The organism is Bradyrhizobium guangdongense (genome assembly GCF_006483445.1).
GTDB classification, from domain to species: Bacteria; Pseudomonadota; Alphaproteobacteria; order Rhizobiales; family Xanthobacteraceae; genus Bradyrhizobium; species Bradyrhizobium guangdongense_A.
Window position 1 is genome coordinate 1 of record NZ_PPPT01000006.1, and the last position, 24285, is coordinate 24285.

Genomic DNA, 24285 nt, shown 5'->3' on the forward strand with positions numbered 1-24285 from the left:
TGTATATTGTCATCATCGCAAGACGCATCGATCGACCCGCGCGGAGACATCCGCCGCGGGTTTTTTCATTTTGACATCCGAGACCGGACGGCGGCCGCGCACGCGGCCTCGACCTCGTTGATACGCGTTCACTGAGCGCCGATCAGCGCGCCGTCGTCCGAACCAGTATTGGCAAAATGCGCCGGCCTGCGGCGCGGCCTCGAGCCGCGCTGTTCACGCCGGCGCCGGAGGGTTCCGACATGACGAAATTCAAGAGACGAACGGCCCTGTCAGTCCCCGTCGCAGAGCGCGTCAACGAGGGTTGCGCGCCCGCGACGGCTGCAGACATTCAGAGCCTGGCAAGAAGCAAGACCGAAACGCGGAGCTCGGACGCTGGCACGAGCCCGACAAGCTCATGGGTTATTGCGTGGCGATCTATTTCTCAAAACTCCTCGTCTTCGACAAGGTTCTTGGCCTTGGCTCGACGGATCCGCTGACGGGATTCGCGTCCGTCACCGCCAATCTCGTCGTGTCCTTCTACTTCGCAAAGCGCGGCTTCGAGAATGTTGCAAGGATCATCAGGCGGTGAGCATGCGCGAAGATGAGATCCGGGTCATTGTCGCCGAAACGCTGGCCGAGCAGCAACGGCTGGAGCGCGAGAGTGTCGATGCGATCGTCATGAAGGCGGTCGCGTCGGTTCTCAGCTCATTTGGAATCGAAGAAGATGACCGACGTGAGCTGAGGGCGGATTTTCAGCATCTGAGGAGATGGAGACGGAGCGTCGAACAGGCGCAAAGCTACACCTTCAAGGCGGTCATCACCGTGATCGTCACCGGATTGCTCGGTGCGGCCTGGCTCGGCTTCAAGTTGATGCTCGGCAGGTAGAGCGATGCGTCCATGCTCCGACAACTCTTGGTAACGTCTGATGTACAAATGCCGCATTGTCGATCCGGATGACGAGGACATCGCGGAGACGCTTGCCGATCTCCATCGTGCGACCTTCCTTGGCGGCGCGGCCGTTCCGCGGTTCTCCAGCGGAGCATGGTGGCTAGCATACCGTGGGTCGGAAGCCGTGGCCTTCGCAGGCGTCGTGCCGTCGACACATGTTCGCAGCGCCGGCTACTTCTGCCGGGTCGGGGTCATTAGTCGTCATCGTGGACGGGCGTTGCAGTTGAGGCTGATGAGGGCCATTGAGACGCACGCGCGTCGGATTGGCTGGCGCAACATCGTCTCCGACACCACGGACAACATCGCGTCAGCTAACAACTTCATCAGGGCCGGCTATGAGCTCTATGCGCCCGACGTGCCATGGGCCTGGCCAAGCTCGCTCTACTGGCGGAAATGCTTGCTGAGGACGTAGCCGCCTGGTCGTTTTCCATCAAGCGGAATGGCTGGTCTGTCCTGGAGGAGGTGGTCTGAGCCGGGCGCTGCTCTTGCGGATCGGGCGCGGCCGCGCGTAAAAGTTCCAGGATGCAAGAAAATCGGCGAAGGGAAGCCGATGCCAGGGAGTGCCCGCCGATGCCTATCGTCCCTCAATTGCCGGAGCGTCAACCCGGCGCCAGGAAGCAGGGTGCCGCCCTGGATGGGCTGCTGGTGGTCGACTTCACGCGCGTGGTGGCGGGACCGGCATGCACCCAGACGCTTGGTGATTTCGGTGCCGAGATCATCAAGATCGAGAACCCTGACGGTGGTGACGATACGCGCGCCTACGAGCACGCCGAGATCGGCGGGGAGAGTGCGGCCTATATCAGCCTGAACCGCAACAAGCGGGGCATCGCGCTGGATCTCACCTTGCCGGAGGCGCGCGAGGTGGCGCGAGAGTTGATCCAGAAGGCAGACGTGGTCGTCGAGAACTTTTCAAGCGGCGTCATGAAGAAGTTTGGACTCGACTACGAGTCGGTAGCACCATCGAACCCGCGGCTGGTGTACTGCTCGATCTCGGCCTATGGCCGCAGCGGGCCGTTTGCGTCCCGGCCCGGCTTTGATCCGATCACCCAGGCCGAAAGTGGCTTCATGTCGTTGAACGGCTTTCCCGACGGTCCGCCGGTACGGACTGGACCTCCGATCGTCGATATGGCGACGGGAATGTCAGCCTGTAACGCGATTCTCCTTGCGTTGCTCGCGCGCGACCGGCTTGGCCATGGGCAGCACGTAGAGGTCGCGTTGTTCGACGTCGCCATGGGTATGACGGGCTTTTATGGCATGGCCTATCTGATCAACGGCCAGAACCCAGGGCGGTTCGGCAATTCGCCGAGTGGCTCTCCCACCGTCGGTGTCTACGAGGCATCGGACGGGCCGCTCTACATGGCATGCGCCAACGATCGGCTTTATCGCCGCCTGGTGGTGGAAGTGCTGAACCGGCCGGACCTCATCACCGATCCGCAGTTTGCGAGCCGTAAGGCGCGGTCCGAGAACAAGGAGAAGCTGCGTGCCGCAATTGCGGAGGTCTTCGCAAGCGATAGTCTCGAGAACTGGATGGCCAAGATGAAGCTTGCCAACATTCCAGTTGGCTATCTCCGCACGGTTGAAGAGGGGTTTAGTGCACCGGAGGCGACGGAACGAGGAAGGCTCAATCGCATTCCGCATCCAACGGCGGGCTGGGTCCCGAATATCGAACCACCTGTGACGATGAGCCAGACCCCGGCGATCGACCCCGTAGCCGCACCGCTGCTGGGAGAGCATACCAAGGATGTGTTGAGGCAGGCACTAGGGTATAGTGACAGCAAGCTCGCTGAACTTGCCGGCAAGGGGGTCTTCGGCAGGCAGGCTGACCAGAGCTGAGGGAGCGGGCGCAGAGAACCCCACTGGTTGCAACAGAGACAGGCGATGGGCATACAACTCTACGGGTTCTGGCGGTCGCTTGCATCTTTTCGCGTGCGGGTTGCTTTGAAACTCAAGGGACTGTCGTTCGAAGAGATTGCGGTCGACATCCTGTCCGGCGAGCAGTTCAAGCCGGACTACGATGCCGTCAACACCGAGCGCGTCGTTCCGACCCTGGTTCATGACGACCGCCGGATTTTCCAGTCGCTGGCGATCCTCGAATATCTCGATGATATCGCGCCGGAGCCGCGGCTGCTGCCGATCGATCCTGCCGAGCGTGCCTACGCGCGGGCGCTTGCCTTGATGACGGTTGCCGACTCCCACCCGCTGGTCACGCCACGTGTCCGCAACCATCTCATAGGCCAGTTCGGGGCCGACGACGCGGCGATCCGGACATGGGCCACGCATTGGGCGACGGAAGGACTGGCGACTTACGAGCGCCTGCTGGCCAAGCGTCAACCCGCTCCCTTCACGCTGGGGGCAGGGCCTGGAATCGCGGATATCTGCATCGCGGGTCAGGTCGTCGGCGCGCATTTCCTCAAATTGGATCTGGCACCTTTTCCGACCGTCGCGCAGCTCGCGGATCGCTGTTTTACGCTTCCGGCCTTCGCGACATCGCATCCTTTCGAACAGCCGGGATACCGGTTGACAGCGCGTTAAGCGTTAGGACCTGCCTCGCTTGATTTGCGAGAGTTCCAGTCGCATAACATTGAGAGCGCGAGGGAATGAAATGGTGGCCGGCGGTCAAAAACCAAGCACGGGTCGGAGCTCGGCTGAGCAGGCCTATGTGGCGACGGTCGCAAGAACCAGAGCGCTCGTGCCGCAACTGCGGGAGCGTGCTGCCCGGACCGAAGAGTTGAGGCGTCTGCCTCCCGAAACCGAGCGCGACCTGCACGAATCAGGGCTGTTCAGAATCCTCCAACCCAAGCGGTTCGGCGGAGCGGAGTTCGACTATGTTGCGTTGATCGACTGTGCCGACCTCCTCGGGCAGGCCGATGCCTCGGTCGCCTGGAATTTTGCCAATCTGGCGAGCCATCACTGGATGCTCGGCATGTTCGGGCAGACGGCGCAAGAGCTGGTCTGGAGCAAGGATCCCAACACCCTGATTGCTTCATCCTTCATCTTCCCGGCCGGTCGCGCGAGGAAAGTCGAGGGCGGCTATCGGCTCCATGGAAGTTGGCCGTTCTCGTCGGGAGTAGCGTCCTGTGAATGGAACATGCTGGCCAGCGTCGTTGCATCGGACGACGAGGCCGATGGCATCGAGTATCGCATCTTCCTGCTTCCCAAGAGCGACTACAAGATCCTGGATACGTGGAACGTCGCGGGTCTGCGCGGCACCGGCTCAGGCGATGTCGAGGTCAGGGACGCCTTCGTCGCCGACCACATGAGCGTGTCCGTGAGCGATCTCGCCGGCGGTCCAACGCCGGGAAGCGCGACGAATCCCAATCCCCTTTACACGCTGCCGGTGTTCTCCCTATTTCCCTTCGTGCTGTCCGGAGTGGCGCTGGGGAATGCGCAAGCCTGTCTCGACGACTATGTCGAGGTCGTCCGCCACCGCATCTCGACCTATAACCGCGCCAAGCTCAGCGACTTCCAGAGCACGCAGATCAAGATCGCCGAGGCGTCCGCCAAGATCGACGCGGCGCGACTGATCATGCGTTCGGCCTGCATCGAGGCCATGGACGATGCGCGCCGCGGTCACATTCCTACAATGATGACCAAGACGAAGTACCGGCGCGACGGTGCATTCTCCGTCAACCTTTGCACCGAGGCGGTGTCAATGCTGTTCTCGGCGAGCGGCGCGCGTGGTCTGTTCACGACGGGCGTGCTGCAGCGACAATTCCGCGACGCGCACGCGATCAACTCGCATCTTGCGTTCAGCTTCGATGCCGCGGGAACTAACTACGGCCGGGTGGCGCTTGGCTTGCCGTCCGAGAACCTGACGCTGTGAGACCGGCTGATGAATGACCTTCCCAAGCAGCCGCCTGCTCCCGACCCGGCAAACGAGTTTGCGAGCGATAGCTCGTCGATCGATCCCCGTGACTTCCGCAACGCGCTCGGCACCTTTGCGACGGGGGTGACGATCATCACGGCCGCGGGTCCCGATGGCAAGGCTTACGGCCTGACGTGCAATTCGTTTGCCTCGGTGTCGCTCAACCCTCCACTCGTTCTCTGGAGCCTCGGGGTCTATTCGTCGAGCCTCCCCGTGTTTCAGAATGCCAGCCATTTCGTGGTGAACGTGCTCGGCACGTCCCAGCAGGAGCTCGCCAACAAGTTCGCAAGATCATCCGATGACAAGTTCGCCGGGGTCGACTGGAAGCCGGGACTCGGCAATGCGCCGATCCTTGAGGATTGCGTGGCGAATTTTCAGTGCCGATCTGTCAATCGGTATTATGGCGGCGATCACGTGATCTTTCTCGGCGCAGTCGAGGCCTACTCCTATAACCGGCAGGAGCCGTTGCTGTTTGCGCGCGGCGGCTATGGGCGTTTCACGTCCGACACACCAGCCTCACGTTAATCGGCGGGGAAGGACTCAAGGCGACTTGGCCGACAGCTTGTAGAGCTCCAGAGCGTCCGCATCGGCGCCGCGGGCCGCTTTCGCCAATCTGAAGATCTGACCGGCAAGCGAAGCCATTGGGACCGGTGTAGATGTGGTCTGCGCCACGTCGGCAACCGCATCGAGATCCTTGAGCATCGTTGCGATCGTACCGAGCGGCGGTGAGTGAATGCCCCGTGCCATGCGCGGGACAAAGAGCTGCAGCGGGATGGAATCGGCAAACCCGCCGGCGAGTGCTTCGGGCAAGCGATTTGCATCAATGCCGGCGTTCTCGGCGAGGCGCGTTGCTTCGGCCAGAACGGCCATTGCGCAGCCGACGATCACCTGGTTGCAGAGTTTTGTAGTCTGGCCTGCACCGGTCGGGCCCATGTGGGTGAATCTGCGCGCCATGGCGAGGACATAAGGCCTCACCCGTTCGACATCTGCCGCGTCTCCCCCCGCCATGACCGCAAGCGTGCCTTCCTCCGCACCCTTCGTGCCGCCGGACACAGGCGCATCAATCCAGTTCATGCCATTTGCAGCCTTCAGCCGCGCAGCAATGTCGCGCGCAGCCTCGGGGTGGATCGAGGAGAAATCGACGACGATCTTTCCGGTCCCGGGTTCAGCCGTGAAACCATTCGCACCGAAGACGACTTCCTCCACCGCCGCAGCATCGGTCACGCACATGAAGATGATCGTGGCACGGGCTACGACATCACGCGGCGTCGTTGCGCCCTTCGCGCCTGCCTCGACCAGTGCTGCCGTCTTCCCGCCTGAGCGGTTCCAGACGGTCACGTCGTGACCGGCCCTCAGCAGTCGTCGGCTCATGGGCGCCCCCATAAGCCCGAGGCCGAGATAGCCGAGCTTCTCGGCGGGCTGCGGGTGAGCTCCGGCGGATTCAGCCATAGGTCGTCTCCTTCTGTCGCAGCGCAACGCCAAGCGATGGTCGCCTTAGCACAAAGTCGAGCCCGATCGAGAAATTTGGGGCATTTTGCCCGTCTTGCCTCGTTGTTTGAACCATGAAACATTCGACCCAGGTCGGGTTGGGTGGCGCCTTGAGGCGCCGAGACAGCGGAGCGGCATGATGCGGATGGTTTCGAAGTGGATTCTGGCGTTCGGGGCATTGACGGCGGCCATCGCGAGCAATGGCCAGTCACAGGCGCAGCAAACCATCCGCGTTGGCTGGACCATTCCGGCCGAAGAATCCAAGTACTGGATGATGAAGCGGCCGGCTGAATTCCCCAACCTCGGCAAGACCTACAATATCGAGTGGACGCAGTTTCAGGGCACAGCGCCGATGACGCAGGCGCTTGCCGCAGGCGCGCTGGACTGCGCGACGCAGGCGCCGCTCTCGCTGTCCAACGGCGTCGTGGGCGGCAATCTCAAAGCCTACATCGTGGCCCAGCACGTATTCGAGAAGCCCGGCGGCTTCTCGGTTTACTGGGCCGTGATGGAGGACTCGCCGATCAAGACGATCGCCGATCTCAAGGGCAAGACCGTGGGCATTTCCGTGATCGGGGGCGGCACGCAAGGGCCGTTCAATATGTTGCTCAAGCAGAATGGTATCGATCCGGCAAAGGACATCAAGCTCGTGGAAGTCGGCTTTGCGGTGTCCGAGGACGCGCTGCGGCAGGGGCGGGTCGACGCGGTCAACATGAACCAGCCATTTGCTGCGCGCGCGGAAGCCAAGGGCGGTACGCGCAAGCTGTTCTCGCTGTCGCAGGCCATGCCAAACATCGTGCACATCCTGGAAGCCTGTCGTGCCGACTTCGTCGACAAGAACCCGGAATTGGTGAAGGCCTATGTCCGCGACATCACCTCGGGGATGAAGAAGGCGCTCGCCAACCGCGAAGAGACACTCAAGGTGGTCAACGAGGTGCTGAAGGCGCCGATTCCGGTGCTTGAGACCTATCTGCTCAAGGACAACGACTTTGGCCGCGATCCGGGCGCGGCGCCGAATTTCCCGGCGATCCAGAAGATGCTCGACATCTACGCGGAGACGGGGATGCTGCCGAAGCTGGATGTCGCGCAGTTCAAGCACCCGACCATCGTCGCGCCGATACAATAGGTCGACGCCTGGGCCCTGACGGATCAAGAAGCAGCGGCGCCCCGATCTGCGGGCGTCGGATGAAGTTGATGCACGCATGAAGAAGCTGCGATCACGGGTCACGACCGACGGCCTCGACCGGGCCCCTCATCGCGCGTTCATGCGTGCGATGGGACTCGACGACGCCGCAATCGCGAAGCCGATGGTTGGCGTCGTCAGCATGAAGGGCGAGCAGACGCCCTGCAACATGACGCACGACTTCCAGGTCGACGCCGCCAAGGCAGGGATTGAGGAAGCCGGCGGAACGCCGCGTGAGTTTGCGACGATCTCGGTTTCCGACGGCATCAGCATGAATCACGAGGGAATGAAGTTCTCTTTGTTCTCGCGCGAGCTGATCGCCGACTCGATCGAGGCCGTCGTCCATGGTCTCGCCTATGACGCGCTGATCGGGTTTGGTGGCTGCGACAAGACGCTGCCGGGCGTAATGATGGGGATGATCCGCTGCAACGTGCCGTCCATCTTCATCTATGGCGGCAGCGCGTTGCCCGGCCGCCTGGGCGGACGAACCCTGACCGTGCTTGATTCCTACGAGGCCGTCGGGAGCTTCATGACCGGGGAGATCGATGCTGTGACGCTCGAACGCATCGAGCGGAGCTGCCTGCCGACCATCGGTGCCTGTGCCGGGCAATTCACCGCCAATACGATGGGGATGGTCTCGGAGGCGATGGGCCTGACCATTCCCAACGTATCCATGATTCCGGGCGTCTATATCGAGCGTGCGCAGGTTTCGCGCCGGGCGGGGCGGCTGGTCATGGAGATGCTTGAGCGCGGCGGTCCGCTGCCACGTGACATCGTGACGCGCAAAGCGCTCGAGAATGGTGCAGCGATTGTGGCGGCGACCGGCGGCTCGACCAATGCCGCGCTGCATCTGCCGGCGATGGCCAACGAAGCTGGAATCGCCTTCACCATCGACGATGTCGGTGAGGTTTTCGCAAGAACTCCGCTGATCGGAAACCTGCGTCCCGGCGGCAAATACACCGCCAAGGACGTCTACGACATCGGCGGCGCTGCGGTCGTCATCCGCGAACTGATCCAGAGCGGGCATATCGACGGGAGCTGTCTGACGGTCACCGGCCGCACACTGGCGGAAGAATATGGCGGCGCGAATGCGCCCGATGGCGAGGTCGTTTACTCCGCAGGCAAGCCAATCATGCCGGATGGTGGTGTCGCGGTGCTCAAGGGCAGCCTCTGCCCCGACGGTGCCGTGATCAAGGTTGCCGGGCTGAAGAGCATGTCCTTCGAGGGACCGGCGCGGGTGTTTGAGGATGAGGAAGCCTGTGTCGCGGCGGTCCGGAGCCGCAACTATCAGGCCGGCGAAGTTTTGGTGATCCGCAACGAAGGCCCGGTCGGCGGTCCCGGCATGCGCGAGATGCTCGGCGTCACGGCTCTGATCTACGGCCAGGGTATGGGCGAGAAGGTCGCGCTAATCACCGACGGGCGCTTCTCGGGCGCAACGCGCGGCATGTGCATCGGCTATGTATCGCCTGAAGCGTTCGTCGGCGGCCCACTTGCGCTGGTACGCGACGGCGACAGGATCCGGATTGACGCCGGCAACCGGCGGCTTGATTTGCTGGTCGACGATGAGCAGCTTGCGGCGCGACGACGCGACTGGAAGCCGCGTACGCCACGCCATCACGCCGGCGCGCTTGCAAAATATGCGCGGCTGGTCGGTCAGGCGCCAGGTGGAGCTGTGACACACGAAGGTCCGGCGGAATGGCCGTGGTTCGACTGAACGGCGGTGGTAGCCGCGACAAGACCGCAGCCTAGCAAGCTTCTTGCTATGCTGCCGCCGTTGGTTGAGTGTGTTCAGGGAACCGCGCGGAATGTTGGTGGACGACGCAAAGGATAGAAGGAAGGCCGTGCCTTCGAGATCAAGCGAAACACCAACGGCGACGCGCAAAACGGCGAGCGCGATGATCGAGATCGACCGCGTCTCGCAGATATTTCAGACCTCATCCCGCAAGGATCATCTGGCGCTGTCGGATATCTCGCTGACGATCGAAGATGGCGCCTTCGTATCCATTCTCGGGCCGTCCGGCTGCGGAAAGTCGACACTTCTTTACATCGTCGGTGGCTTCGTCAGCCCCACCAGCGGTTTGGCGAAGATGAAGGGAAAGGCGATCACCGGTCCGGGACCCGATCGCGGACCGGTCTTTCAGGAGTTCGCGCTCTTTCCATGGAAGACCGTGCTCGGCAACGTAATGTATGGACCGCGCCAGCAAGGCGTGCGCGCTGCGGACGCTGAAGCGCAGAGCAAGGCGTTGATCGAGATGGTCGGCCTGAAGGGCTACGAGAACTTCTACCCGAAGGAGCTGTCGGGCGGCATGAAGCAGCGCGTCGCGCTGGCGCGGACGCTCGCCTATCATCCTGAGGTCTTGCTGATGGACGAGCCCTTCGGTGCGCTCGACGCGCATACGAGGACACGCCTGCAAAACGACCTCCTGAACATCTGGGAGCGCGACCGGAAGACCGTGCTGTTCGTGACCCATTCGGTGGAGGAGGCCGTGTTCCTCTCCGACAAGGTCGTGATGATGTCCAAATCGCCGGGACGCATTCGTCAGGTCATCGATATCGATCTGCCGCGACCGCGGCGGCGCACGGAGCTGCTGCTCGATCCGCGATATCAGAAGTACGTCGTCGACATCGAACGCATGTTCGACGACAGCGACGAACCGGCATCAAACCCATGATGTCGGCAGCCACCCTGCTCAAACGCACGGCGCCAGTACTGGCATGTGTCGGCCTGCTCGCCGTGTGGCAGTTTGCTTCGCTTGTACTGAAGAATGACAGCTTTCCGACTGCGATCGAAGCGATCAGGGCCGTCCCTTCGATCCTGACCGACAAGGACGCCCTCATCAACATCCTCGCGTCGCTCCGCCGTATGGCGATCGGCTTTGCTCTCGCCCTCGCCTTTTCCATTCCCCTTGGTCTGATGATGGGCCGTAGCCGGGCGGTAGCGGCCTTCTTCAATCCGCTGCTGATGGTCATCTATCCGGTGCCGAAGGCAGCGTTGATGCCGATCATCATGCTGTGGCTCGGCGTCGGTGACGTCTCGAAGACGCTCGTCATCTTCCTCGGCGTCAGCCTGCCGGTGATTTATCACAGCTTTGAGGGCGCCAAGGCGGTCGAGGAGAAGATGCTCTGGTCCGGTGCTGCCATGGGGCTTTCGGCAGGCCAGCGCCTGGTCCGGATCGTGTTGCCAGCGGCATTACCGGAAATTCTCACCGGTTGTCGCACCGGTCTCGTGCTGGCGCTCATCACCATGATCACCAGCGAGATGATCGCCCGCCAATCGGGCGCGGGCAATATCCTCTTCAATGCCCTGGATATGGGCCAGTACGATACGGTCTTCGCCATGATCATCATCGTCGGCATGATGGGCATTTGTCTCGACGCAGCCTTCGAGCGGATCCGCGCGCGGCTGGTGCGGTGGTCCGAGCCCCAGTTCGACATGCCCCTGAGTTTCTCATGAAGACGAACGCGCTCACCGGAGACGTTCTGCTTGGCCTGGTGCCGATCGCGCTGGTGATCGCGTTGTGGCAAGGTCTCGTGTCGTTCGGGTTTGCGCCGGCGACGCTGTTGCCACCTCCGGGGCTCGTCTTCGCCCGCCTGCTGCAGCAGCTCGTGACCAGCACGTTCCATCATGAGATCGCCGCGACGCTGATCCGGCTGTTCGGCGGGTTCTCGATTGCCGTCATACTGGGCGTGAGCATCGGCATTGCCGCGGCCGCCAATCCAGCCATCAATGCTGTCGTGCGGCCGATCGTTCGGGTGCTTGCACCGCTTCCCAAAGTTGCGCTCTATCCGGCGCTCTTGCTCCTGCTCGGCTTCAAGCATGAATCGAAGATCGTGCTGGTTGCCGCCGACGCACTGTTTCCGATCCTGCTGTCGACGTACTATGGTGCCTCGACGGTCGAGCAAAAGCTGATCTGGTCGGCGATGGCGGCGGGGACGCCGCGGCGCGAGATCCTGTTCAAGGTGGTCCTACCCGCGGCGATGCCATCGATCCTGACGGGCTGCCGGATCGGGCTTGTCATCTCCTGTATCGTGGTGTTCCTGGCCGAGATGATCACATCGACCGACGGACTAGGCCACATGCTGGTCACGGCGGCACGCACATTCCAGGCCGTTGACATGTTCGTGCCGCTGATCACGATTTCGCTGCTGGGACTGATCCTGAACGGTCTGCTGCAAGCGTTGCGCTCATATCTGTTGCGCGGCTTCCCAGAAGCGTAGACTGAACAACAAGAGACCAGGAAACCGGGAGTGAACCATGCTGGCGGATCGCATCGAAGCGAAATGGATCGACGCCTTCTGCGAGATCTTTGAGAAGTGCGCCGTCAAGGCCGGCGATACCGCGGCGATCCTGTCGGAGACCCAGTCGCGCGCGCTGAACGTTCAGCTCGCCGAGCTCGCCCTGCTGCGCATGGGTGCGCGTCCCTTTCATGTCGTGTTGCCGACGCCGCGTAACCGGCACATCGTACCGGTTCGTTCCACCGGCGCCAGTGAGGCGATCCAGGGGCTGGGACCGGTGGTGACGGCGCTTCAGCAGGCGGGCTTTGTGGTCGATTGCACCATCGAGGGCCTGATGCACGCCAAGGAGACGCCCGAAATACTCAAGGCGGGCGCGCGCATCCAGGTGATCTCCAACGAGCATCCGGAGGCGCTCGAGCGCATGCTGCCGGATCCGGCGCTGGAGAAGCGGGTTCGCGCGGCGGCAAAGATGTTACGGGGAACAAAACGCATGCGCGTGACGTCGAAGGCGGGCACAGCGCTGGATGTCGACATGGTCGGCGCCTCCACGGTCGGCGTGTGGGGGTGGACCGACAAGCCGGGGACGCTGGCCCACTGGCCGGGCGGGATTGTCGTGAGTTTTCCCAAAAGTGGGACCATCAATGGCACACTGGTGATGGCGCCCGGTGATATCAACCTGACGTTCAAGCGCTACCTCACCTCGCCCGTGAAGATGACGCTCAAGAACGACTATGTCGTCGAGCTGGAGGGCGAGGGTACGGATGCGGCGATGATGCGGGCCTATCTTGCCGCCTGGGGCGACCGCGAGGCCTATGCGGTGTCCCATGTCGGCTTCGGCATGAACCCGGGTGCACGCTACGAGGCGCTCTCGATGTACGACCAGCGCGACACCAATGGCACCGAGATCCGCGCGGTGTCCGGCAACTTCCTGTTCTCGACCGGCGCCAACGAGTTCGCCGGCCGATACACGGCGGGACATTTCGATCTGCCGATGATGGGAACGACCATCGAGCTCGACGGGGTCGCCGTGGTGCGCGAAGGCGTGCTGCAGGACTTGTTCGGCTAAAGCACCGGCGGCCGCGCCAGGCCAAAGTGCCTGAGCATGTCGACCATCGCCTTGAGGCGCTGCTCGCGATAGGCCTGAACGTCGAGGCCGGAATAATCGAGGAATCCTGCGCCGGTGCGCAGGCCGATCCGGCCCTCATGCATGTTGCGTGCGATTACGTCCGGGGAGCGGTAGCGATCGCTGCCGAGCGCGCCTTCGAGATAGCGGCTGGCATAGTACAGGGTATCTCCGCCACCCCAGTCGATGAATTCGAGCAGGCCCAGCACGGCGTAGCGGAAGCCAAAACCGTAGCGGATCGCCTTGTCGATGTCCTCGGCGCTGGCGACGCCTTCCTCGACCATGCGTGCGGCTTCGTTCATGGCGAGCGCCTGGATGCGCGGCACGATGAAGCCGGGTGTCGCCGCGCACACCACCGGCACCTTGCCAATGCTCTCCAGCAATCCCTTGACCTTCTCGACAACAGCCGGATCTGTCGCAGCCCCCGGCGACACCTCGACCAGCGGGATCAGATAGGCTGGGTTGAGCCAGTGCACGTTGAGAAAGCGCTCGCGATGCTCGATCGCGCTGGAGAGGTCGTCCACCAAAATCGTCGATGTCGTTGACGCGATGATCATGTCCCGGCTGACTTTCCTTGAAGCAGCGCCAAGCACCTCGCGCTTGAGATCGACGATTTCAGGCACACCTTCGAAGACCAGGCCGGCACCTGAAAGAGCCGCGTCATGTGCAGCAGCAGGCACGACTGAGACGCGCGCGAGCACGGTGTCGGCGTTATCAGCGCTCAGCATTCCCAGGCGTGCGAGCGTCGCCAGTGTCGTCCGGACCTCTCCGAGAGCATCCGCTTCGAGCTTGGCAAAATCCTCCGCAGAGCGATCCTTCACGTCGATCATCGTCACGGGATGCCCGGCATAAGCGAACGCGACCGCGATGCCGCGACCCATGCGGCCGGCGCCGAGACATGCAATGTGCGAGCGCATCGTCATTGCCTAAAATCCTTCACGCAGCACCGTCTGAAGCTCGGCCTTCTTCAGGTCTCCCAACCCGAGCGTTGCGAGCGTGCGCCCCCCGCGCAAAAGGTCCTCCCCGCAGATCGCGCCGCCGATGGCGAGAAACGCCTTTGCGAGCGGCGTCGAAACGTCCGCCAGCTCGGCCACCGAGACCAGCAGCGACAGGCCGAGGCGCAAATCCTCCCGCATATAGCGATGTTCCCTCAGCACGAGCTGTTCGCGCCAGTCGCCGGAATCCGTGAGGCGGTCATGCGAGCCGCGGCCATACATCCAGATTTCGCCTTCCTTGGCGTAGTGGTCGGCCAGCGGAAAATGCGGCGCGCCGTAGCCGAGCCGTTCGCGCACTGCAATGCGTTCCGCGTCGAGCGCGTCGGTGACGCGGCGGATCGCGGCCTGCGTGCCTTCCTTGTGGATGTCCCAGCGCTCGAAATGCTCGATCGGGCCGGCGTTCATGACGATCAGGGGCGGATGGATGATACAACCTGCATTCATCAGCGCGCCCGATAGCGCATCTCCGCATGGCTCGATGACGTTCGGAAATGCGCGCCCGATCACCTCCAACGCATGCGGCGCCGTATTAAGCGGAAACACGCCGACCGGCAGCCGCTTGGCGCGGATCGTGATGGCGACCTCGAAGGGTCCATGCTTGCGGGTCAGCCAGGGCAGGGTGCCGGTCTCGGCAAAGCTCGCCTTAGCGAGGTTGCCGGCATCGCGCATCGCCATCGCAAAAATCATCGAACCGAACGTCGCCGGCGGCAGGAACACCACCTGCCCATCCCTGAGATGTGGCGCGAGCGCGCGCGCGATATCGGCCTGTGCAAAGGCCGGGGCAGGGCAGAGGATCAGCTCGGTGCCCGCGACTGCCTCGGCCATATCGGTCGTGACCAGCGCGAGTTTCACGTCGTGCTTTCCGGTGTGATCCTTCACCGAGATGCGCGAACCCGCCGCACGATGGGCCGCGACCTGATCCGCATCCCGCCGCCACAGCCGAACCTCGTGCCCGGCCAGCGCAAAATCCCCCGCGGCCGCAAACGAGCCGTTGCCGCCGCCCAGAACCGCAATCTTCACGAGACTTCTCCTTGCATGCGCGATTGCGCATCGATCTGCTTGACCAGGAAATGCTGCACCTTACCCAGCGCAGTGCGCGGCAGATCGGTGACGAAAACGATGTCGCGCGGCACCTTGAAGCGTGCGAGCTGTGCTTGAAGGTGGCGCTTGAGCTCATCTGCCTCGATCCGGCAGCCCTGTCGCCGGATGACGTAGGCGATGGGTACCTCGTCCCAGCGCGGATCGGCCCGCCCGATCACGGCACATTCGCTGACGTCAGAGTGCTCCAGCAGGACGCGCTCGACCTCGGCTGGATAGATATTCTCCCCACCTGAAATGATCATGTTCTTCTTGCGGTCACGGACCCAGAAGTAACCCTCGCTATCGCACACGCCGATGTCGCCGGTGCGGTACCAGCCGTCCCTCAGCGCGTCACGGGTCGCGCTCTCATTCCCCCAATATTCGAAAAACACGTTTGGACCGCGCACGGCGATTTCGCCCGGTGTGTCGGTTGGAACCTCGACGCCGATATCGTCGATCACCTTGGCCTCGCAGCACAGGCCGGCAAGCCCGGTCGATTCCAGTCGCGACAGGTCCCCACCGAACCTTGTGTAGATTGCGATCGGACAGGTCTCCGTCGAACCGTAGACCTGGAGCACGGGAACGCCGCGGTCGATGAAGCGCTGCATCAGCGGCGGCGGCACGATCGTCGATCCCGTTGCGATCGCCTTCAGCGAGGAAAGGTCGGTCGTCGTCCAGGCGGGGTGATCGCTGATTGCCTGGATCGTTGCAGGCACCAGCACGGTCAGCGTCGGACGGTCGCGTTCGATGCAGGCAAGCGCCGCATCGGGCGTGAAGCGGGCCAGGATCGTGACGGTCGCCCCGACCTGCAGCGCCGGCGTGGTCTGGATGTTGAGGCCGCCGACATGGAAGAACGGCAGCACGGTCAGCACGTGATCTCCCGACGTCAGATCGTGCATGTGCTGGCTCATGACGCCGTTCCAGAACAGCGCCTCCTGCCGCAGCACCGCGCCCTTGGGCCGTCCCGTGGTGCCTGACGTGTAGACGATGAGCAGCGGGCAGGAGAGGTCGATATGCGGATTGCGGCCGCTGCCAGTCCCGCGCGCGAGCAGCGCGTCGAAGGTCTGGCCACGCGGCGGGGTGAAGTCGAACCCCACGACGGCAGCCCCGGGCAGGCTCTGCTCAATCTGCGGAATGATGGTGGCAAAAGCTTGCTCGAGCATGAGCACCTTGATGCTTGCGTCGGATAGAATGAAAATCTGCTCGGCGACCGCGAGCCGCCAATTCAGCGGCACCAGCATGGCGCCCAGGCGCGCGCAGGCATAGAGCAGCACCAGATAATCCGGCCGGTTCAGGCTCAGGATCGCAACGCGATCGCCACGGCCGACGCCAAGTTCCGTCTTCAACGCAGCCGCAGTCTGCTCGATGCGGGCGGCAAGGGCCGCATAGCTCAGGCTCGCGCCTTCAAAGCGGATGGCTGATTTGTCAGGCGCAAACGCCGCGTTGCGATCGATCAGGCTGGAGAGGTCCACGGCTACTCGTCCGTCTCGCCGGGCTCGTACAGCGCCTCGCGGCCGATGCGGTCGAGGCAGAGCTCCGCCGTCCAGGGCAGCATGAGCGATCCGCAACGGCTGTCGCGGTAGATCCGCTCCAGCGGCAGCGATTTCAGCATCGCCTGTCCGCCGCAGGTGCGAATGGCGAGAGCGGCAAGCTCGTTCGCACCCTCCATCACCGAATACTGCGCGGCATAGGCGCGCAGTACCTGCTCCTTGCTTGGATTGGCGCGCGCTTCGGTAATGGCTTGGAACCAGATCGCCTTGATCTGCTCCAGCTTGATCTGCATTTGCGCGACCGCGATCTGCTTGGTCGGGTACATCCGGCGCTTCACCGGTGGCATGCCCGGCACCTCGCCGCGCAGATAGCGCACGGTGAAATCATAAGCCGCCTGCGCCAGGCCCATATAGGTCGGTGACAGCGTCAGAAACATGTGCGGCCAGCGCAGCGCTGCCTGGAAGTAGACGCCGCGCGGCATCAGCGCCGCGTCTTCGCTCACGAACACGTCCTTGAACATGAGCGTGCGCGAGACCGTGCCCCGCATCCCCAGCGGATCCCAATCCCCCACCACAGACACGCCGTCCGACTTGGCTGGAACAGCCAGGTACAGGGTATTTCTGCGTGACGCCTTCTCACCTTCCGCGATCTCCGTGCAGAGCACGCCGTAGTAATCCGCGTGCCCGGACAGCGACGCAAAAATCTTCTTGCCGTTGATGATCCAGCCGCCCTTGACCAGCTTTGCTTCCGTGCCGAAGGCAACGCCGCCCGCCGCCGCAGCTCCGCCCTCCGAGAAGGGCTGGGAGTAGATCGCGCCATCCTCGACGATGCGCTTGTAGTGGATCGCGCGCCGCGCCTCGTGCTCGGCGCGCATGGCCGCGTCCATATCGAGATCGTCGGCCAGCGGTCCCGTCCACAAAGTCGAGCAGACGTGCATGTTCCAGGTCAGCGCGGTCGCGCCGCAATAGCGGCCGATCTCGGCTGCCGCGAGCGCGTAGGTCTGATAGCCCGCACCGAGTCCGCCATGCTTCTTGGGAATCGCGATGCCGAGCAGGCCGACGCGGTGCAGGTCTTGATAATTCTCCGTCGGAAACGTTGCATCGCGGTCATAGGCCGCCGCACGCGCTGCGAACTCGGACTGGCCGATCTCGCGAGCGCGCGCGATGATTGCCGCCTGCTCGTCGCCGAGGCGAAACGCGGACGGATCGAAGATCGGCGCATCCAGCTTAGTCTTGTCGGAAGAATTCATGCCTTTGCTGACCTGCATCGTCATGGGGAAGGGGCCACGACGGAGTTGAGGAAGCCGCCCAAGGCTTCATTGAATGCGTCGGGGCGTTCGAGATTGGCAAGGTGGCCGACACCGGCAAGCTCGACATAGCGGGAACCGGGGACATAGGTCGCTGTCTTCGCCATCATTGGTGCCGGGGCGTTGTTGTCCTTGGACCCGGACAGGAAAAGCGTCGGCACGGAAATGTCCTTCAGCGCGCCGCGCTGGTCGAACCCGATCAGCGCCAACATCATCGCGCGATAGCTTGCCGCGGGAACGTTCGCCATGCAATCGCGCGCGAGCGCCATGCCATCGGCATCGGGATCGTCACCGACCAGCTCCTTAACCAGCGACGGTGCGAGCGAGGCCATCGTCTCGCCGCGAACGAGCGGGCCGAGCCGCGCCGCGATGAAGGACTTTTGCCAGTCGCCATCGGCCTTGCCGAAGGCGGGGCTCGTCTGCGCCAGCACCACTGCATGCGCATCACGCTTGTGCCGGGTCAGCCATTGCTGGACAATCATGCCGCCGATCGAATGTCCCACGAGGATGGGCTTCGTCGCCCCGGTCTGCTGCAGGAATTCCTGCAGCGCATCCGCCAGGGCAGCAATGCTGACGTTGGGAAGCGGCGCCGATCCGCCATAGCCGGGCATGTCCCACGCCATGGCGCGAAAACGGTTGCCGAAAGCGCTGAGCTGGTTGCGCCAGGCCCGCGCCGCCCCACCAATTCCATGCAGGAACAGCAGCGGCTGCGCCTTGGGGTCGCCTGCTGCCTCATAGGCGAACAGTCCTGCTTTCATCGTTGTTGGCGTCGGATCCGGCACGCGGTGTCCTCTTGCTAGGGACGTCGATGCTAACAGCCCTTTCGGGGATGAAAAGGGGGATAATTTTATACTTAAAGCAATTTCCGGGCCGCGCTTTCTGCGTCGCACCCGCAGCGCCGAGCCCGGGCTTCATTGCAAAAATTTGAAGTTTAAAATATATCCGGAGCGGTCGATCCACCTGTTGCCTCCAGGGAGCCCCGGTAATGTCAGGACTGCCGCATTCTGCACATGCGCTGGTGACCGGTGGTGGGCGCGGCATCGGCCGTGCGATAGCTGCGGCGCTTGTGGGCGCAGGTGCGACCGTCACTGTGCTTGGGCGCAATGCCGCCGTGCTCGACGAAGCCGTGAAAGCCGGCGCTGCGCATTTTGCCGAAGTGGCCGACGTCTCCGACGAAGCCGCACTCAAGGCTGCAATCGCGCGGGCGTCTGCACGGCAACCGATCGACATCCTGATCGCGAATGCAGGCAGCGCGGAATCGGCGCCCTTTGCAAAGTCCGATGATGCATTGTTTACGCGCATGATGGACGTGAATTTCATGGGCGTCGTCCACGCGATCCGCGCGGTGCTGCCCGACATGCGCGATCGCCCGCACGGCCGCATCGTCGCTGTCGCGTCGACGGCCGGGTTGAAGGGCTATTCCTATGTCAGCGCCTATAGTGCGGCCAAGCATGCCGTCATCGGGCTCGTGCGCTCGCTGGCGCTGGAACTCGCAACGACTGGGGTCACCGTGAACGCCGTGTGCCCCGGCTTCACCGACACGGACCTCGTCGCCGGTAGCATCGACAACATCATGAAGAAAACCGGGCGCTCCCGCGAGCAGGCGATTGCCGAGCTCGCCAAACACAATCCGCAGGGGCGGTTGGTGTCGCCCCAGGAGGTGGCCAATGCGGTGCTCTGGCTGTGCGGCGAGGGCGCCGGTTCGATCACAGGGCAGGCGATTGTAGTCGCGGGCGGCGAAATCTAGCGCGGCATCAAACGCCGCCAGCAAACGAGACAAGAACAGGGAGATCCCATGAGCAGACCCGCAAATCCGGTCACGTTGCCGCTGGCGGACTATTCGCCAAAGCACTTTTTGCTGGCGGTGGTCGATCATGTCGCAACGGTCACGCTGAACCGGCCCGAGCGCAAGAATCCCCTCACGTTCGAGAGCTATCGCGAGCTGACCGATTTCTTCCGCGCCTGCGCCTTTGATGAAGAGGTGAAGGCGATCGTCGTCACCGGTGCCGGCGGCAATTTCTCGTCCGGCGGCGATGTGTTCGAGATCATCGGCCCGCTCGTGAAGATGGACACCAAGGGGCTGACGGCGTTCACGCGGATGACCGGCGACCTCGTCAAGGCCATGCGCGCCTGTCCGCAGCCGATCATCGCCGCGGTCGAGGGCATCTGCGCCGGTGCCGGCGCCATCGTCGCGATGGCATCCGACATGCGCCTTGCGACTGGCGGTGCCAAGGTCGCGTTCCTGTTCAACAAGGTGGGTCTTGCCGGCTGCGACATGGGCGCCTGCGCCATCCTGCCGCGCATCATCGGCCAGTCGCGCGCCTCCGAGCTGCTCTACACCGGCCGCTTCATGACGGCGGAGGAGGGCGAGCGCTGGGGCTTCTTCAGCCGCATCGTCACCCCGGACCAGGTGCAGCCGCAGGCGCAACTTCTGGCAAAGCAGGTCGCGGAAGGCCCGACCTTCGCCAACACCATGACCAAGCGGATGCTGGCGATGGAATGGGCGATGTCGATCGAGGAGGCCATTGAGGCCGAAGCGGTAGCGCAGGCGCTTTGCATGACCACGGCCGATTTCGAGCGCGCGTTTAATGCCTTCGCCAACAAGGTTAAGCCGGTCTTCCAGGGCAACTAAAGCGTGATGCCTCGGTCCGGGTCGAGGGTTAAGGCTAAGCCAAAGAGCCCGGCCGGACGCGATGACGGGGCGACAAACCCGCTTGCGGCGGGCTCGCCGCCCGTGCGACCTTACGGCCATTGCCTGGCGTGTATTGAGTGGAGTTTGGGCGATGAAGGCGATTATCGTTGGTGGCGGCATCGGAGGTCTCACCACGGCGTTGATGCTGCGGGCACGCGGCATCGGCTGCGAGATTTTTGAGCAGTCGGACACCATCCGCGAGTTGGGTGTCGGCATCAACACGTTGCCGCATGCCATGCGCGAGCTTGCCGGGCTCGGCCTGTTGCAAAAGCTCGACGACGTCGCGATCCGCACCGATCAGCTCTACTATCTCAATCGTCATGGTCAGGAAGTTTGGCGTGAGGCACGCGGCATCGACGCCGGCCACGACGTGCCGCAATTCTCGATCCACCGCGGGCGGCTTCAGGGCGTGATCCACCGCGCCGTCGAGGAGCGCCTTGGGCCCGACGTGATCCGCACCGGTTGTCGGCTCGGCGCCTTCACCCAGGACGAGGGCGGCGTCACCGCCTATTTCTTCGATCGCGCCGGCAGCCACGTCCATACAGCGCGCGGCGACATTCTCATCGGTGCCGACGGCATTCATTCGCGTGTGCGCGATACCCTGTTCCCCAATGAAGGGCCGCCGTGCTGGAACGGCCTGATGCTGTGGCGCGGCGCGCGCGACTGGCCGGTGTTTTTGACCGGCAAGTCGATGATTGTGGCCGGTGGCCTCAACGCCAAGGTGGTGATCTATCCGATCGCGGAAGGATCAAGCCCCGCAAGCCGCCTCACCAATTGGGCGGTGCTGGTGAAGATCGGCGAGGGCAATGCGCCGCCGCCGCGCAAGGAAGACTGGTCACGCCCGGGTCGGCGCGACGAGTTGATGCCGCATGTCGCGCGCTTCTCGGTGCCTTATGTCGACGTGAAGAGCCTGATCTCGGCAACGCCGGAATTCTACGAATACCCGACCTGCGACCGCGATCCGCTGCCGTACTGGTCGAGCGGCCGCGTCACGCTGCTCGGCGATGCCGCGCATCCGATGTACCCGGTCGGCTCGAACGGCGCCTCCCAGGCGATCCTGGACGCGCGCTGCCTCGCGGATCTTCTGGCCCGTGCCGAGCACCCGCGCCAGGCGCTGATGGAATACGAGAAGAAGCGGCTGCCGATGACGGCCGAGATCGTCCGCTCCAACCGCCGCGGCGGGCCGGAAGGCGTCATCGACGCCGTCGAGCAGCTAGCGCCCGACGGCTTCGACAACATCGACAAGGTCTTGAGCTATTCCCAGCGCGAAGCGATCGTGAAGGGCTATGCGACCAAGGCCGGCTTTGCGGCGGTGCCGGGGTTGGCCGCCGTTCGCGCTTGACGCCTAGCCGGGCGGTGGCGGCAGGAAGTGGATGTTGAACTCCGCTGCCATCGCGACCACGTCCTCCGGCTTCTGCTCCTTCATGTTGTGAAGGCCCCAGAACAGCTCGAACAGCTTTCGGCTCGGCGACACCCAGAACAGCACCTTTGCGGTCTGCTCCGATTTGTTGAAGATGCCGTGCGGCACGCCCATGCCGAGCCGGATCAGATCGCCCGCGCTTGCCTGCGCCTCGGAATTGCCGAGCACGAAGTCGAGCTTCCCCTCGAGCATATAGAGATACTCATCCTGGTCGGGATGGATGTGCGGCGGCACGAAGGTGCCGGGCGGCAGCGTCGCGTGCCAGGAGAAGCTGTTCTCGGCATAGCTTTTCGGCACATAGGTCTGGCCGAGGATATTCCAGGAAATGCCCTGGATACCCTCGTTGGCCCGCGTGATGCCGGTGATCTCACTTTTCGTCATACTCATCCTCCCTGTCACTTACGCCGCGGCTTAATTCACCGCCTTGCAGTCCTTGGCGTAGCGGTCGCCATTATTCTCGAACACCTTCTGCACGATCTCGGTCTGGAATTTTCCGTCCGGACGCTTGGCAACCTTGGTCAGATAGAAGTCCTGAATCGGATAGCCATTGGTGTTGAACTTGAAGGAGCCGCGCAGCGAGGTGAAGTCGGCCTTCCTGAGCGCGGCGGAAACCGCCTCCTTGTTGGAGAGGTCGCCCTTCAGCGCCTTGACCGCGCTGTCGATCAGCAGCGCCGTATCATAGGCCTGCATTGCGTAGGTGCCGGGCACGCTGTTGTAGGCGGCTTCATAGGCCGCGACGAACTTCTTGTTCTGCGGGTTGTCCAGGTTCGGCGCCCAATTGGCGCCGCCGAACATGCCGACGGCGGCGTCCTGCTGCGCCGGCAGCGTGGACTCGTCGACCGTGAAAGCCGAGAGCACCGGAATGGTGTCGGCGAGGCCGGCCTGCCGGTACTGCTTGACGAGATTGACGCCGAGGCCGCCCGGCATGAACGTGAAGAGCGCATCGGGCTTCTGCGACGCGATCTTGGAAAGCTCCGGCTGGAAGTCCAGCGTGTTGAGCGGCATGTAGGATTCTTCGACGATCTCGCCCTTGTAATCGAGCTTGAAGCCCGCGACCGAATCCTTGCCGGCCTGATAGTTCGGCACCATCAAATACATGCGCTTGTAACCGCGATCCTGGGCGACCTTGCCGAGGACCGCGTGGACCTGATCGTTCTGATAGGACGTCACATAGAAGAACGGGCTGCAGTCCTTGCCGGCAAAGGTCGACGGGCCGGCATTGGGGCTGATCAGGAAGGTCTTGTTCTCGGTGATCGGACGGTGGATCGCCTGCAGGATGTTGGAGAAGATCGGCCCCACCACGAAGTCGACCTTGTCGCGTTCCAGCAGGCCCTTCACCTTGGTGACGGCCGCATCCGGCTTCAACTCGTCATCGACCACGACCACTTCGACATCGCGGCCGCCCATCTTGCTGCCGAGATCCTTGACGGCGAGCGCAAAGCCGTCGCGCACCTGCCCGCCCAGGGCAGCTGCAGGACCCGACAGGGTCACGATCACGCCGAGCTTGAGCTTCTCCTGCGCGAGGGCGGCGTCCGACACGGTGCCGAGCAGCAGAGCCAAGCCTGCGAACGTCAATTGCTTCTTCATGATCACTTCCCCGATACGCTCGGCTCTTGCGAGCAGCCCTGCAAATTTCCGGGCGGAGCTTATTCTGACGACGGTGTCGGCGGCAAGCAAAGCCGATGAGGTCGATTGGGCTCACGCCTCTGGTGCACTGCGCGCCTATGCAAGCGGCGCGCCAATTGCTTGAAGCCTAAAGAAATTCGACGAAGGGCGTATTCCCCTTGAGGTTTGCGCTTGCGAACGGGGCGGATTTACTTGAAGCTCAAAACGATGGACCGCGACCAGTGACCGCACCTCCGATGCTCGATTCCGAGACCAAGGCCGTCGAAACCCCTGAGGACCACGCCGAAGAGCTCCGGCTCTGGCTGCGGCTGTTGACCTGCACCACGCTGATCGAAGGCGAGGTGCGCGGCCGGCTGCGGGAGCGGTTCGACGTCACCTTGCCCCGCTTCGACCTGATGGCGCAGCTCGACAAGGCACCCGACGGCATGACGCTGTCAGACGTTTCCAAGCGCATGATGGTGTCGAACGGCAATGTCACCGGCCTGGTCGAACGGCTCGTTGAGTCCGGCCACCTCGATCGCCGGACGTCCGACACCGACAGGCGGGTGCAGGTGATCCGCCTGACCAAGCTCGGACGTGCCGAGTTCCGCAAGATGGCGGCCGAGCACGAGACCTGGATCGCCGATATTTTTGCCGACCTCTCGCCGAAGGACGTGCGCGAGCTGATGCGCCTTTTGGCCAAGACCAAGTCCTCCGCGCAGAAATCCGCCGGTCGCCGCAAGGCTTGAAGCCCGCAGGCGGGCGCTGTCTCCAAAACTCCCGGTGCAACAACAAAAAGCAGGGACTGCCCAAAATCCGCTATTGCGGAAAATTGTTTTAAGCCTAAAATGATTTTCGAAAGTGCTGCCGGGTGCTC

24 protein-coding genes and 1 pseudogene are annotated in these 24285 nt (G+C 63.1%); 17 read left to right on the top strand and 8 right to left on the bottom strand.

All coding sequences use genetic code 11. The annotated features are described in order from the left end of the window. Nucleotides 1–346 precede the first annotated feature (346 nt). The 7 genes and pseudogenes from C2U70_RS32765 to C2U70_RS00845 all read left to right on the top strand — a co-directional run. A pseudogene (locus tag C2U70_RS32765) lies at nt 347–568 on the top strand (hypothetical protein); the annotation flags it as partial. 2 nt (nt 569–570) lie between these two features. After that, a complete protein-coding gene (locus tag C2U70_RS00820) occupies nt 571–864 on the top strand; it encodes a hypothetical protein (RefSeq protein ID WP_433960655.1) in 294 nt (97 codons plus the stop codon). Between the two features lie 40 nt (nt 865–904). Further along, nucleotides 905–1339, top strand: a complete 435-nt coding sequence (locus tag C2U70_RS00825; RefSeq protein WP_140975966.1) for a GNAT family N-acetyltransferase — start codon at nt 905–907, stop codon at nt 1337–1339. 158 nt (nt 1340–1497) lie between these two features. After that, on the top strand, nt 1498–2760 hold the full coding sequence (locus tag C2U70_RS00830) for a CaiB/BaiF CoA transferase family protein (RefSeq protein ID WP_140975967.1): 1263 nt from the start codon (nt 1498–1500) through the stop codon (nt 2758–2760). Between the two features lie 45 nt (nt 2761–2805). Beyond that, the gene (maiA, locus tag C2U70_RS00835) at nt 2806–3459 is read left to right on the top strand and encodes a maleylacetoacetate isomerase (RefSeq protein ID WP_140975968.1); all 654 of its coding nucleotides are present in this window, start codon (nt 2806–2808) and stop codon (nt 3457–3459) included. A 70-nt stretch (nt 3460–3529) separates the two neighbouring features. Further along, nucleotides 3530–4750 (top strand): acyl-CoA dehydrogenase family protein, encoded by a 1221-nt coding sequence (locus C2U70_RS00840; protein WP_186293983.1) that lies wholly within the window; start codon nt 3530–3532, stop codon nt 4748–4750. Nucleotides 4751–4759: 9 nt separating this feature from the next. After that, entirely contained in the window at nt 4760–5317 is a 558-nt protein-coding gene (locus C2U70_RS00845) for a flavin reductase family protein (RefSeq protein ID WP_140975970.1), read from the top strand. A gap of 15 nt (nt 5318–5332) precedes the next feature. On the opposite strand, the gene C2U70_RS00850 is transcribed toward C2U70_RS00845, so the two are convergent. Next, nucleotides 5333–6241, bottom strand: coding sequence for an NAD(P)-dependent oxidoreductase (locus C2U70_RS00850; protein WP_186293984.1), 909 nt, complete (start codon nt 6239–6241; stop codon nt 5333–5335). Nucleotides 6242–6419: 178 nt separating this feature from the next. On the opposite strand from C2U70_RS00850, the gene C2U70_RS00855 reads away from it, so the two are divergent. The 6 genes from C2U70_RS00855 (at nt 6420) to C2U70_RS00880 (ending at nt 12762) form a co-directional block, all read left to right on the top strand. Next, nucleotides 6420–7403 carry an ABC transporter substrate-binding protein gene (locus C2U70_RS00855; protein WP_433960656.1) on the top strand — a complete coding sequence of 328 codons (984 nt, stop codon included), beginning with the start codon at nt 6420–6422 and terminating at the stop codon, nt 7401–7403. A gap of 76 nt (nt 7404–7479) precedes the next feature. Further along, nucleotides 7480–9174, top strand: a complete 1695-nt coding sequence (gene ilvD / locus C2U70_RS00860) for a dihydroxy-acid dehydratase (protein ID WP_140975973.1) — start codon at nt 7480–7482, stop codon at nt 9172–9174. A 181-nt stretch (nt 9175–9355) separates the two neighbouring features. Then, nucleotides 9356–10132: an ABC transporter ATP-binding protein gene (locus C2U70_RS00865; RefSeq protein ID WP_186293986.1), complete on the top strand. Its 777-nt coding sequence runs from the start codon at nt 9356–9358 to the stop codon at nt 10130–10132. Further along, on the top strand, nt 10129–10914 hold the full coding sequence (locus C2U70_RS00870; protein WP_140975975.1) for an ABC transporter permease: 786 nt from the start codon (nt 10129–10131) through the stop codon (nt 10912–10914). The genes C2U70_RS00865 and C2U70_RS00870 overlap by 4 nt, the downstream gene beginning before the upstream one ends. Next, nucleotides 10911–11678: an ABC transporter permease gene (locus C2U70_RS00875; RefSeq protein ID WP_140975976.1), complete on the top strand. Its 768-nt coding sequence runs from the start codon at nt 10911–10913 to the stop codon at nt 11676–11678. The genes C2U70_RS00870 and C2U70_RS00875 overlap by 4 nt, the downstream gene beginning before the upstream one ends. A 37-nt stretch (nt 11679–11715) precedes the next feature. Continuing rightward, nucleotides 11716–12762 carry a peptidase M29 gene (locus C2U70_RS00880; RefSeq protein WP_140975977.1) on the top strand — a complete coding sequence of 349 codons (1047 nt, stop codon included), beginning with the start codon at nt 11716–11718 and terminating at the stop codon, nt 12760–12762. On the opposite strand, the gene C2U70_RS00885 is transcribed toward C2U70_RS00880, so the two are convergent. Genes C2U70_RS00885 through C2U70_RS00905 form a run of 5 tightly spaced genes read right to left on the bottom strand, consistent with a single transcriptional unit; the run spans nt 12759 to nt 18449 of the window. Continuing rightward, nucleotides 12759–13742: a 3-hydroxybutyryl-CoA dehydrogenase gene (locus tag C2U70_RS00885; protein WP_140975978.1), complete on the bottom strand. Its 984-nt coding sequence runs from the start codon at nt 13740–13742 to the stop codon at nt 12759–12761. The two genes, C2U70_RS00880 and C2U70_RS00885, sit on opposite strands and share 4 nt — an antisense overlap. Nucleotides 13743–13745: 3 nt before the next feature. After that, nucleotides 13746–14834 (bottom strand): NAD/NADP-dependent octopine/nopaline dehydrogenase family protein, encoded by a 1089-nt coding sequence (locus C2U70_RS00890; protein ID WP_140975979.1) that lies wholly within the window; start codon nt 14832–14834, stop codon nt 13746–13748. Next, on the bottom strand, nt 14831–16366 hold the full coding sequence (locus tag C2U70_RS00895) for an AMP-binding protein (RefSeq protein ID WP_140975980.1): 1536 nt from the start codon (nt 16364–16366) through the stop codon (nt 14831–14833). The genes C2U70_RS00890 and C2U70_RS00895 overlap by 4 nt, the downstream gene beginning before the upstream one ends. Before the next feature lie 2 nt (nt 16367–16368). Then, the gene (locus C2U70_RS00900; protein ID WP_140975981.1) at nt 16369–17658 is read right to left on the bottom strand and encodes an acyl-CoA dehydrogenase family protein; all 1290 of its coding nucleotides are present in this window, start codon (nt 17656–17658) and stop codon (nt 16369–16371) included. Further along, nucleotides 17655–18449, bottom strand: coding sequence for an alpha/beta fold hydrolase (locus C2U70_RS00905; RefSeq protein WP_140976009.1), 795 nt, complete (start codon nt 18447–18449; stop codon nt 17655–17657). The genes C2U70_RS00900 and C2U70_RS00905 overlap by 4 nt, the downstream gene beginning before the upstream one ends. 227 nt (nt 18450–18676) lie before the next feature. Here C2U70_RS00905 and C2U70_RS00910 point away from each other — a divergent pair, with 227 nt between their 5' ends. From C2U70_RS00910 to C2U70_RS00920, 3 genes are all read left to right on the top strand, one after another. After that, nucleotides 18677–19438, top strand: coding sequence for an SDR family NAD(P)-dependent oxidoreductase (locus C2U70_RS00910; RefSeq protein WP_140975982.1), 762 nt, complete (start codon nt 18677–18679; stop codon nt 19436–19438). Nucleotides 19439–19486: 48 nt separating this feature from the next. Beyond that, nucleotides 19487–20323 carry an enoyl-CoA hydratase family protein gene (locus C2U70_RS00915; RefSeq protein ID WP_140975983.1) on the top strand — a complete coding sequence of 279 codons (837 nt, stop codon included), beginning with the start codon at nt 19487–19489 and terminating at the stop codon, nt 20321–20323. Between the two features lie 151 nt (nt 20324–20474). Continuing rightward, the gene (locus C2U70_RS00920; RefSeq protein WP_140975984.1) at nt 20475–21725 is read left to right on the top strand and encodes a flavin-dependent oxidoreductase; all 1251 of its coding nucleotides are present in this window, start codon (nt 20475–20477) and stop codon (nt 21723–21725) included. Nucleotides 21726–21728: 3 nt separating this feature from the next. Here C2U70_RS00920 and C2U70_RS00925 read toward each other — a convergent pair whose 3' ends face one another. Both C2U70_RS00925 and C2U70_RS00930 read right to left on the bottom strand, forming a co-directional pair. Continuing rightward, complete coding sequence (locus C2U70_RS00925) at nt 21729–22184, bottom strand: cupin domain-containing protein (RefSeq protein ID WP_140975985.1); 456 nt, start codon at nt 22182–22184, stop codon at nt 21729–21731. A 30-nt stretch (nt 22185–22214) separates the two neighbouring features. Further along, nucleotides 22215–23390 (bottom strand): ABC transporter substrate-binding protein, encoded by a 1176-nt coding sequence (locus C2U70_RS00930; protein ID WP_140975986.1) that lies wholly within the window; start codon nt 23388–23390, stop codon nt 22215–22217. Nucleotides 23391–23665: 275 nt separating this feature from the next. Between C2U70_RS00930 and C2U70_RS00935 the strand changes: the two genes are divergently transcribed. After that, nucleotides 23666–24157, top strand: a complete 492-nt coding sequence (locus tag C2U70_RS00935; protein WP_140976010.1) for a MarR family winged helix-turn-helix transcriptional regulator — start codon at nt 23666–23668, stop codon at nt 24155–24157. The last annotated feature ends 128 nt before the right edge of the window (nt 24158–24285 follow it).